Genomic DNA, 696 nt, shown 5'->3' on the forward strand with positions numbered 1-696 from the left:
GTGAGCCGGGTGCCCAGCTGTTTGCCGACCTCGGTGCGCAGCATGCCGGTCGCGGCCTTCAGCGCCGCTGCGGAGTCGGCCTGCTCCTGCTCGTCTCCGTACACGGTGTAGAAGATGCTCGCGTGCTGCAGATCACCGGTCACGCGCACATCGGTGATGGTCACGAAACCCAGACGCGGATCCCGCAGCCCCTTCTCCAGCCTGCGCGCGATGATCTGCTGGATGCGCTCTGCCACCTTGCCGGCCCTCGGATTGCTCATGCTCCAAGCCTACCGCTCCCGAGAGGCCGAGAACGGCTGCGGATGCCGCCTCCCAGAGCCCTTTCTGACCTCTCAAGCAGCGCCCGGCAGTCACGACGACCACCGCAGAATCGATACGGACCCCTATCGTCGAAACCGCTTCGCACCGAGAGGGCCGAAGACGGTCTCGACGGCGAGAGGCCGTCTCGATGCCGGGATACGGCAAGATGGGCCTGGTGGGAAGGAAGAGCGACGACGACCAGCGGCTGCGCGACCTCGTGCTGCTCAGGCGTGTACGGGATCGGATCGACCGCGAGTACGCGAGCCCGCTCGATGTCGAGTCGCTCGCCGCGGGCGTCGGCTTCTCCGCCGGCCACCTCAGCCGCGAGTTCAAGGCGACGTACGGGGAATCGCCGTACAGCTACCTCATGACCCGGCGCATCGAGCGCGCCATGAC

2 protein-coding genes are annotated in these 696 nt (G+C 67.1%); one reads left to right on the forward strand and one right to left on the reverse strand.

Annotation, left to right across the window (positions count from 1 at the left end):
* A partial coding sequence (gene rbfA / locus ACYVIH_RS15175; protein ID WP_460870307.1) for a 30S ribosome-binding factor RbfA occupies positions 1-260 on the reverse strand: 260 nt, incomplete at its 3' end.
* A gap of 188 nt (positions 261-448) precedes the next feature.
* Between rbfA and ACYVIH_RS15180 the strand changes: the two genes are divergently transcribed.
* A partial coding sequence (locus ACYVIH_RS15180; RefSeq protein ID WP_460870308.1) for an AraC family transcriptional regulator occupies positions 449-696 on the forward strand: 248 nt, incomplete at its 3' end.

The organism is Nocardioides pakistanensis (assembly GCF_054781215.1).